This window comes from Psychrilyobacter sp. (assembly GCF_037132775.1).
Classification (GTDB): Bacteria; Fusobacteriota; Fusobacteriia; order Fusobacteriales; family Fusobacteriaceae; genus Psychrilyobacter.
The window spans coordinates 1-9,561 of record NZ_JBAHZY010000102.1; the positions used below are offsets into that span (position 1 = coordinate 1).

At 33.3% G+C, this 9,561-nt stretch carries 12 protein-coding genes; 1 reads left to right on the forward strand and 11 read right to left on the reverse strand.

Annotated elements, in window-relative coordinates:
• Positions 1-336 precede the first annotated feature (336 nt).
• Positions 337-546 (forward strand): GNAT family N-acetyltransferase, encoded by a 210-nt coding sequence (locus tag V5784_RS06725; protein WP_336888277.1) that lies wholly within the window; start codon positions 337-339, stop codon positions 544-546.
• 62 nt (positions 547-608) lie between these two features.
• Here V5784_RS06725 and atpC read toward each other — a convergent pair whose 3' ends face one another.
• The 11 genes from atpC to V5784_RS06780 form a co-directional block, all read right to left on the reverse strand.
• Entirely contained in the window at positions 609-1,010 is a 402-nt protein-coding gene (atpC, locus tag V5784_RS06730) for an ATP synthase F1 subunit epsilon (RefSeq protein ID WP_336888266.1), read from the reverse strand.
• A 3-nt stretch (positions 1,011-1,013) separates the two neighbouring features.
• On the reverse strand, positions 1,014-2,414 hold the full coding sequence (gene atpD, locus V5784_RS06735) for a F0F1 ATP synthase subunit beta (protein ID WP_336888267.1): 1,401 nt from the start codon (positions 2,412-2,414) through the stop codon (positions 1,014-1,016).
• Positions 2,415-2,436: 22 nt separating this feature from the next.
• On the reverse strand, positions 2,437-3,291 hold the full coding sequence (gene atpG / locus V5784_RS06740; RefSeq protein ID WP_336888268.1) for an ATP synthase F1 subunit gamma: 855 nt from the start codon (positions 3,289-3,291) through the stop codon (positions 2,437-2,439).
• Positions 3,292-3,304: 13 nt separating this feature from the next.
• Complete coding sequence (atpA, locus tag V5784_RS06745) at positions 3,305-4,807, reverse strand: F0F1 ATP synthase subunit alpha (protein ID WP_336888269.1); 1,503 nt, start codon at positions 4,805-4,807, stop codon at positions 3,305-3,307.
• Between the two features lie 19 nt (positions 4,808-4,826).
• Positions 4,827-5,351, reverse strand: coding sequence for an ATP synthase F1 subunit delta (gene atpH / locus V5784_RS06750; protein ID WP_336888270.1), 525 nt, complete (start codon positions 5,349-5,351; stop codon positions 4,827-4,829).
• Positions 5,348-5,854 (reverse strand): F0F1 ATP synthase subunit B, encoded by a 507-nt coding sequence (gene atpF, locus V5784_RS06755; RefSeq protein ID WP_336888271.1) that lies wholly within the window; start codon positions 5,852-5,854, stop codon positions 5,348-5,350. The genes atpH and atpF overlap by 4 nt, the downstream gene beginning before the upstream one ends.
• Positions 5,855-5,913: 59 nt before the next feature.
• Positions 5,914-6,183 carry an ATP synthase F0 subunit C gene (gene atpE / locus V5784_RS06760; protein ID WP_336888272.1) on the reverse strand — a complete coding sequence of 90 codons (270 nt, stop codon included), beginning with the start codon at positions 6,181-6,183 and terminating at the stop codon, positions 5,914-5,916.
• A 47-nt stretch (positions 6,184-6,230) separates the two neighbouring features.
• Positions 6,231-7,106, reverse strand: a complete 876-nt coding sequence (gene atpB, locus V5784_RS06765) for a F0F1 ATP synthase subunit A (protein WP_336888273.1) — start codon at positions 7,104-7,106, stop codon at positions 6,231-6,233.
• A 26-nt stretch (positions 7,107-7,132) separates the two neighbouring features.
• Positions 7,133-7,510 (reverse strand): ATP synthase subunit I, encoded by a 378-nt coding sequence (locus V5784_RS06770; protein WP_336888274.1) that lies wholly within the window; start codon positions 7,508-7,510, stop codon positions 7,133-7,135.
• Positions 7,511-7,609: 99 nt separating this feature from the next.
• Entirely contained in the window at positions 7,610-7,819 is a 210-nt protein-coding gene (locus tag V5784_RS06775) for an AtpZ/AtpI family protein (RefSeq protein WP_336888275.1), read from the reverse strand.
• A gap of 302 nt (positions 7,820-8,121) precedes the next feature.
• The gene (locus V5784_RS06780) at positions 8,122-9,282 is read right to left on the reverse strand and encodes an MFS transporter (protein WP_336888276.1); all 1,161 of its coding nucleotides are present in this window, start codon (positions 9,280-9,282) and stop codon (positions 8,122-8,124) included.
• Between the last annotated feature and the right edge of the window lie 279 nt (positions 9,283-9,561).

Below are 9,561 nucleotides of genomic sequence, written 5' to 3' on the forward strand. Positions count from 1 at the left end.
AAAAAGGTATATTAATTTTTATAATAACGATAGAGGACATAGTTCTTTAGATTATGAAACACCTGCTAAGGTATATTTTGGTACTCAAAAAATTGCTTAAGTTTTTTCATAAACTGTTTGACAAACACGACCACCATAGAAATCATTATTCTTTAAAATAAGGTACTGATTGTAACTAGGAAAAGAAATGAAAATATGTAATAATAATCTCAATAGAATTATATTTCTAATTAATTATACAATATTTTTTTAATTAAAGAGAGCTTTTTCCACCTCTCTTGACAGGAAATAAGTTTATAGAGTATATTTAGTAACAATATATAGCAAAATAATAAGATAGGAAGCAGATTGTTAAAAGAAATTTTAGACCTTGCAGATAATTGGCATAATATCAGGAGAATTGAATTAGAGGTTTATACAGATAATGAAAAAGCAATTAATCTATATGAAAAATTTGGTTTTAAAATCGAAGGTACTCTTAAAGATTATGTTTTTGGAGATGTTAAATATATAGATGCTTATAGTATGGCTAGGTTAAAAATTTAAATTAGTTATTCTATTAAAATAAAAAGGAAAGATGCCGTCGCATCTTTCCTTTTATTTTAAACTTATCTACCTTCTACCATTCCTACCTTAGTCAAAGCTGATTCTAGAGCTTTTTGCGTTACCGCAATATCTCTATCCTCTTTTAACTTAGCCAATTTTTGCTTAGCAAATTCTGCTTCTTTTCTAGCTACTTCCACATTAATATCCTTGATATTAATAGCTTCATCAGCCAATACTAAAGTTCTATCTTTGGAGATCTCCAAAAAACCACCTGCTACAAAGAATCTCTCCTCAATACCATTAGATTTTATCTTCATCTCACCTACAGCTAATTCTGCAACTAGAGGAGCATGGTTTGCTAATATACCCATATCACCCTCACTAGTTCTAAGAATTACCCTTTCAACTTCACTTTCTAATACTTTTTTCAGAGGGGTTATAACTTCTAATTTAAAAGTTGACATATCTTATTCCCCCTTCAATAAGTCTCTTCCCTTTGCAATAGCTTCTTCTATACTACCAACATATAGGAAAGCCTGCTCAGGTAAGTCATCATGTACTCCATCTAAGATTTCTTTAAATCCTTTGATAGTATCTTTTACAGGTACATATTTACCAGACATTCCAGTAAATTGCTCTGCAACTGTAAATGGTTGAGAGAAGAATCTTTCGATCTTTCTAGCTCTATTTACTGCTAATTTATCTTCATCAGATAATTCATCCATTCCTAAGATTGCAATGATATCTTGTAACTCTTTATATCTTTGTAATACCTCTTGTACATCTCTAGCTACTTTATAGTGTTCATGACCTACTACCTGCGGGTCAAGTACTCTAGATGTAGAATCTAGTGGGTCTACCGCTGGGTAGATTCCTAACGATGCAATTCTTCTAGATAAAACTGTCGTTGCATCTAGATGGGCAAATGTTGTTGCTGGAGCCGGGTCAGTAAGGTCATCGGCTGGTACATACACCGCTTGTACCGAAGTGATCGATCCAGTTTTTGTAGATGTGATTCTTTCTTGAAGAGTTCCCATCTCACTTGCTAAGTTTGGCTGGTATCCAACAGCTGAAGGCATTCTTCCTAATAGTGCAGATACTTCAGATCCTGCTTGAGTAAATCTAAAGATATTGTCGATAAAGAATAATATATCCTGACCTTCCTTATCTCTAAAATGCTCTGCAATTGTAAGACCAGTTAATGCTACCCTTTGTCTTGCACCAGGTGGTTCATTCATTTGACCATAAACTAATGAAGTTTTATCTAAAACTCCTGATTCAGTCATCTCGTCAAATAAGTCTCTACCTTCTCTTGTTCTTTCTCCTACTCCTGCGAATACAGAAAGTCCTCCATGTCCCTTAGCAATGTTATTGATAAGTTCCATGATAAGTACAGTTTTCCCTACTCCTGCTCCTCCAAATAGACCAATCTTTCCACCTTTTAAGTATGGAGCTAATAAGTCTACTACTTTGATTCCAGTCTCAAGAATTTCTACTCCTGTTCCTTGTTCCTCAAAGCTTGGTGCCTCTCTATGTATAGGAGCTGTCTCTTCAGCGTTGATCTCTCCCACTTCATCGATAGGCTCACCTAATACGTTTAAGATTCTACCTAATACTGCTCTTCCTACTGGAATAGTTATTGCTGCGCCAGTATCTGTTACATTCATACCCCTTTGTAAACCTTCAGTCGCGTCCATAGCTACGGCTCTTACAACATTGTTTCCCAAATGCTGTTGCACCTCTGCTACTAAGACTTTCCCATCTTCTAACTCTATCTTGATAGCGTTATAGATCTTTGGTAAGTCTCCTGGGAACTTTACGTCTACTACAGGTCCTATTATCTGTATAAGAGTTCCTTTATTTTCCAAAGTTCTCCTCCTTATTTTATTATTATTGCTGTGCCAGCGATCCACTTACGATCTCAGCAATTTCTTGTGTTATGGCAGCTTGTCTAGCTCTGTTAAATTGCAGAGTCAAACTTTCTACTAGATCATTAGCGTTATCAGTTGCACTCTTCATGGCAGTTTTTCTAGCTGCATGTTCACTTGTAGTATTATCTAATATAGCTTGATATAATACTATATTTAGATATTTTGGTAATAACGTTGATAATATATATTCTGCTGATGGTTCAAAGATATACGGCTCATTGGAGTCACTCTCTACCTTTTCGATAGGAATAAGTCTTTTAGTCGTAAGGTCTGAAGATATAACCGAAACAAATTTTGAATAGATGATATACACTTCATCAAAGATACCTTCTAAATAAAAATCAACTATATTTTCACTGATCTCTTTAGCTTTATCAAACATATTTTCAGGAATTAATTGAATATATTCACCTTTTAAATCATAATCTCTTTTTTTACAATAATCTCTACCTTTTTTACCCACGGCAATTATTGAAACTTTCTTATCTGGATTTTCTGCCTTCAGTCTTTCCAGAGCTTTATTTGCTTGAGAGTTAAATCCCCCGCAAAGTCCCCTGTCAGAAGTCATAAGTACAACTCCTATCTTTTTAACTTCAGCCTTTCCATCAAACAAAGGATTTTTCTCATTCTTTATCCCGGTTGCGATATTACTCAATATCCCATCCATAGCTTCCGAATAAGGTCTTGATTCACCTACTAATTTAGAGTATCTCTTAAATTTCGTAGATGAAACAACTTCCATTGCCTTAGTTATTTTATGGGTAGATTGTACTCCTTTGATCCTGCTCTTTATCTCTTTAATATTCGCAGCCACAATCTCACCTCACTTAACTAAAATTTGCTTTAAATTCTGATATAGCTTTGTCCATCTTAGCTTCTAAGTCTTTGTCCAAAGCTTGCTTCTCTAATATTTCATCTAAAACAGTAGAATTATTTCTTAAATCAGCTATTAAATCCCTCTCAAATCTACCGATATCTTCCAATGCAACTGAATCTAAATGACCCTTAGTTACTGAGTAGAATGATATTACCTGCTCCTCTACTTTATACGGTCTGTATTGATCCTGTTTTAACATTGCCATGATTCTATGTCCTCTTTCTAACTGAGCTTTAGTTGCCTTATCCAGGTCTGAACCAAATTGTGAGAAAGATAACACTTCATTATATTGAGATAACTCTAATTTCACTTTAGAAGCTACCTGCTTCATCGCTTTAATTTGAGCCGCTCCTCCAACCCTTGATACAGATATTCCTGCGTCAACTGCCGGTCTTTGTCCTGCGTTAAATAGATCGGTAGTCAGGAATATTTGCCCGTCTGTAATTGAAATTACGTTTGTCGGGATATATGCTGCTACGTCTCCAGATTGAGTTTCAATGATTGGCAATGCAGTGATTGATCCTCCACCCATCGCATCCGATAACTTAGCCGCTCTCTCCAATAATCTACTATGTAGATAGAAAACGTCTCCAGGATATGCTTCTCTGCCTGGCGGTCTCTTTAGTAATAATGACATTTCTCTATAAGCTATGGCATGTTTAGTAAGATCATCATAGATGATTAAAACGTGCTCTCCCTTTTCAGAAAAATATTCTGCCATTGCTACACCAGAATATGGTGCAATATATTGTAATGAAGCTGCTTCAGATGCTGTTGCTGCTACTACGATTGTATTATCCATAGCACCTGCATCCTCTAACTTTTTAACTATATTTACTACAGTTGATCTTTTTTGACCAATTGCTACGTAGATACACTTAACTCCAGTACCTTTTTGATTTATGATCGTATCGATAGCTACAGCTGTTTTACCAGTTTGTCTATCTCCGATTATAAGTTCTCTTTGCCCTCTACCGATTGGTACCATTCCGTCTATTGCCTTGATTCCAGTCTGCATCGGCTCATGTACAGGTTTTCTTTGGATGATCCCTGTAGCTTTTCTTTCTATATTCATTCTAGCTTCAGCTTTTATTTCGCCTTTACCGTCTATTGGATCTCCTAATGCATTTACTACTCTTCCTAATAATGCCTCTCCTACTGGAACAGATGCTATTTCTCCTGTAGCTCTCACTTCGTCGCCTTCTTTTACTGCAGTTGGGTCTCCTAAAAGTACCGCACCTACATTATTTTCCTCCAGGTTCAGAACCATTCCTCTTATACCATTTGGAAATTCTAATAATTCTCCAGCTTTTGCATTGCTTAAACCATATATTCTAGCAATTCCGTCTCCAACTTCTACTACAGATCCTGAAGTTTTTATATCTAAAGATTTTTTATAATTTTCGATCTCAGTCTTTATAATAGAGCTGATCTCTTCCGGTCTAATTTTCAACTAGCACACCTCCTACCACTTATTTTTTCCATAAAGTTTCTAGTTGCCTCTTGATACTACCGTCTATGATCTCGTCCCCAATTTTAAGGATTCCACCTGCGATAATAGAGCTGTCCACCTTTACAGTTAAGTTTATTTTTTTACCTGTTTTTGTCTTTAATTTTTTAATTAGATTTTCTTTTTGTCCTTCACTAGGCTCCAGTGCAAAGGTAGCTTCTACATCTACTATTTGATTTTTCTCATAATAGATCTTTAAATACTCTGCTACAATAGATCTAATGTCCAGCAGTCTATCTTTATCGATTAAGTAATCCACTATATCCATCTCAACTTCGTCCAAGTCAGGAAATATTTTTTTTACAAAGCTTTTCTTCTTCTCTTTTGAAATAAGCGGGTGAGCCACTAAATTTTTAAACTCTAAATTTTCTAAATATGTTTCCATAATCGAATTAAGAGTTTCGTAGACTTCCTTTACTTTACCTTCTCCTGCAGCGATCTCATAGATTGCTGTTGCATACCTTTTTCCTACTTTAGCTCCTATCATTTAATATCCCCTACCTCATCAATGAATTGGTCTAGTAAGTTTCCTCCTAGCTCATCGTTCATTTTTTCATTGATCATCTTTTCCGCTAATATAGCTGCTAATTTAGTAGCTTCAATTTGTAAATCTTTTCTTGCTTGAGATTTCATCTTAGCTATATCAGTTTCTGCTGAAGCTATCATCTTTTCTCTTGTAGCATTTGCTTCCTTAAGGATAAGTTTTTTTCTTTCTTCAGCTTTCTTTTCTGCTATAGATATTATCTTATTAGCGTCTATTTTTGCTGCCTTTATAGTCTTAGCTGCTTCTTCATTTAAAGTTGCTGCTGCCTCTCTATCTTTTTTAGCATGAGTTAATTCTCCTGCTATTTTTTCTCTTCTTGTCTCTAAGAAATCATTTAATGGTTTATGAAAAAATTTCTTGAAAACAAAAATAAGTATAACAAAGTTTATTATTTGCCAAAATAGGTTTATATCTATTCCTACTGCCGGCATAAATGTCTCGTTCAAACTAACTACCTCCTCTCTTAGAAAATTAATCTAAATCTATCTAATAGATTCAAGTTAGCTTATCCTAATAATCCGATGAATGGATTTGCGTATAATAATATTAAAGCGATTACTAATGAGTATATACCAGTTGATTCTGATATTGCTTGTCCCATTACCATTGTTGAAATGATATCTGATTTTGCTTCTGGTTGTCTTGCAACAGCTTCTACTGCTTTACCTGCCGCATAACCTTCTCCTATTCCTGGCCCTAATCCCGCGATCATTGCTAATCCAGCACCTAAAGCTGAAGCCGCTAATATTATTGTTTTTGCTGTCATCATATCCATATTCTTTTCCCTCCTGATTTTTTTTATAAAATAATTTGTGTTATTGCTTAATCTTCTGTTGCCAACGATCCTTGAATATATACCATTGTTAACATTGTAAATACGAAACTTTGTACTAGACCTTGGAAAAGATCAAAGTATAAGTGAAGTGGTGCTGGTACTACTGCTGGTGCTGCCATATATAATAGTCCCATAATTACCATTCCCGCAAATGCATTTCCGAATAAACGCATAGAGATATTAGTTGGTTTAGCTAATTCCCCTATTATATTCATCGGTAACATTACTGGAGATGGTTGACACAATCCTCCTAAATATCCTTTTATACCATTTTCTTTAATAGCAACATAAATAAACATAAATGTCGTGATAAGTGCTAGCCCTAACGTAGTGTTGATATCTGCCGATGGAGATCTAAGTAATGGTGAAATTACTAATTGACCATCTATTGTACTGAATCCTGGAATTGGAAAAAATGATGTAATGTTAGATATAGCTATAAAACTTATTAAAGCTGATATATACACTATAAATTCTCTTCCTCTTTTACCAAACATCTGTGTTACCAAGCCATCATATATATCATATAATGTTTCGAAAAATGCCTGCTTTTTTCCTGGTACCATCTCAAGATTTTTTAATCCCCAATTAAAAACAAGGAAAAATAAAGCTATCAAGGCCCATGTTGTTACGACTGTAATTGTTACTGGAACCCCATACCCTCCATTTGCCATTTCCATAGCGAACGAAAACTTATGAGGAGTCGGTATAAAAAATACTACCTTTGGTCCCTGCACTAATGGCGGTATAAGTATACTTACTGCTCCAGCTTTCACAGCAACTTTTAATACAAAGTTTATAACTACTGTTACTGCTATTGCTACACCTGCAAAGACTTTAAAACTCATTGGTTTCTTACTCATAGTAAAACTACCCTCCTTTCATGAAGTTAATTTTTTGATCTGTGTTTCAATTTATTTATAAATCCATTAACACCAAATAATAATATGTTGAACTTAACATTTAAAAGTCCCATTCCTCCCATTACAATACCACTAAATCCTAAAAATTTAGCCATTATATATAAAAATATACCATATACGAAATACCTCTTAGTGTACCCTAATATTGTTAATTTATTTGCACTTGAACTATGAACAGAAACTTCTGCATCTCTTATGGTCATATATAAAGTCAAAAGTGAAACTAAAGATCCACCAAATATAGCCAGCAGCACCAATTTATCCCAACTTACGATCCCATATACAAGTATCAATGCCGATGTTATCACACTGTTTCTTATGAGTATCCTTAATTCTTTTCCCATTATTCTACCTCGTTTTTCATTTATTTCCACTATATATATTTACCCTATCTTTTGCCATAATCTATTTTTTTTTAGATTCTAATCACGATTAAAACAAAGCTATTTTTTTTTCATTATGAGGCGGTAAACATTATAAAATCCTCCTACAACACCCAATATTATAAAAAAAATAAATAAAAATATATTTTCACCTATAAATTTTGCAATTACTTTATAGATAAAAATACATATCAGGATACTAAATATCATAGTAACTCCCAATTGAGTAAGTAAGGATAAGTAATAAAATATGTCATTTTTACTGCTCATAAACATATCCTCCGACTAAAATTTCCATACAAATACTTTACTACCTGCTGGTCGGTTGTGTCAAGGTATATATATATTTAAACTACCCTTGTATAATAATACATTATTATTATTGTTTTTCCATTTGGAATCTTAATTTTTCATTAAAAACATACTTTTTTTTGTTTTTATTTCCGTTTTCATTACAGTAAATGCTTATACGAATTTCAAAGTTATTAAATTCACTAAAAAATATTACCACATAATGTACAAAATGTAAATATCTTTACTCGAGAAACTCAGAATTTTTAGATCTCTTGTTCTTAATATTTAGTCATTGTTGTTTTTTTAAATTTTAAAACAAATGATACAGACAGCATCAATACAGTCGTTATTACTCCTATTCCCATAGTTATTGTTACATCAAAATTACTGTTTACCCATCCAGAGATAGGAGAATACATTATCCCGCCTACAGAACCGGATGTCATTATGAAAGTCATCAAACTTGGGCTTATATTTTTTCTTCCTTCAATTCCTAAAGCTATGATAGATGGGTATAAACTTGAAAAACCCAGTCCCAAAAGCCCTACAAATATATAGGTTACCAAAATTCCTTGAACTAACATCAGAGTAAAATATGATGTCAAAGCCATTATTAATAGAGTCACAACTATATTATTCACTTTAAATTTATGACCATTTTTACCAGCCACCAACCTTCCTCCCGCTATAAATAACCAAAATATAGAAAGCGAAATCTTGGCTTCCCCTCCATGTGCTCCTTTATTTATCATATATTCTACTATCCAATATGAAAATATCATCTCTGTAAAAACGTATAAAAACAGCATCAATGCCGATAAATATACCTTTACATCCCATTTAACTGACAAGGATTCCGTTCCTTTATCTTTCTCATGAGTAATATTACTAAAATCTGTCCTTAGACCCAAGAAAATAATTACGATTACCAAAATTAGAAGTATCATATATACTACATTCCATCTGAAATTTATTCCAATCAATGTCGCTGCGATAATAGGGGTTAATACTGCACTTATGGAATATGAAAAATGTAAAAAATTAAGTTTCCCATTTCTGTCTTCGGTAAATGTATTTATAATTAAATAACTCCCCAAAGATATATATACTCCTATCCCCAGGCCTGACAATATTAATCCAATCATAAATATATTTATATTTTTTGTCAAAACCATAAAAAATGTTCCAACCAATATAAATATACTGGATAAAATAACCTCTAATTTTAATGGAACTCTTTCTAAAAACACCTTATTAGCTATTACAGTAACCATACTTGCTGTTGAAAATACTGTAAATAAGTATTGTAGTTTTGATGTAGTTATTCCAAAGTTTTCTGCCATCTCTAACTTTAGAGATCCTTGGGATAAAAAAGCTATCCCCATATACGCAAACATGGTATATGATATTATCATGATATTCTTTCTGTTTTTCCCCATTTTTTCTCCTTTTTAATCACTCTTTCCCTTTTGGTGTTTCCCCTTCACCAGGGAAAACTATCGCTATATACTCTAGTTTTAGTTTCTTTTACGAAGTTTATATTTAAACTTTAACTTTACATCTAAAGTTAATTTAAATAATGGCGGTGAGTCTTGTCAAGCACACCACCACATATTTTCAAGGAAAACTTCATTTGCAGTAAAATAATTTAATACTTTTCGCGGTCTATTTCTAATTCTTTCTACAGTTCTTTCTAACTCATCATCTGGTATTTCTGA

What these genes read in the sequence shown, in the direction of transcription:
- atpC (WP_336888266.1), bottom strand. Translation starts at nt 1,010, where the DNA reads ATGTCAACTTTTAAATTAGAAGTTATAACCCCTCTGAAAAAAGTATTA.
- atpH (WP_336888270.1), bottom strand. Translation starts at nt 5,351, where the DNA reads ATGATAGGAGCTAAAGTAGGAAAAAGGTATGCAACAGCAATCTATGAG.
- atpE (WP_336888272.1), bottom strand. Translation starts at nt 6,183, where the DNA reads ATGGATATGATGACAGCAAAAACAATAATATTAGCGGCTTCAGCTTTA.
- atpB (WP_336888273.1), bottom strand. Translation starts at nt 7,106, where the DNA reads ATGAGTAAGAAACCAATGAGTTTTAAAGTCTTTGCAGGTGTAGCAATA.
- V5784_RS06770 (WP_336888274.1), bottom strand. Translation starts at nt 7,510, where the DNA reads ATGGGAAAAGAATTAAGGATACTCATAAGAAACAGTGTGATAACATCG.
- V5784_RS06775 (WP_336888275.1), bottom strand. Translation starts at nt 7,819, where the DNA reads ATGAGCAGTAAAAATGACATATTTTATTACTTATCCTTACTTACTCAA.
- V5784_RS06780 (WP_336888276.1), bottom strand. Translation starts at nt 9,282, where the DNA reads ATGGGGAAAAACAGAAAGAATATCATGATAATATCATATACCATGTTT.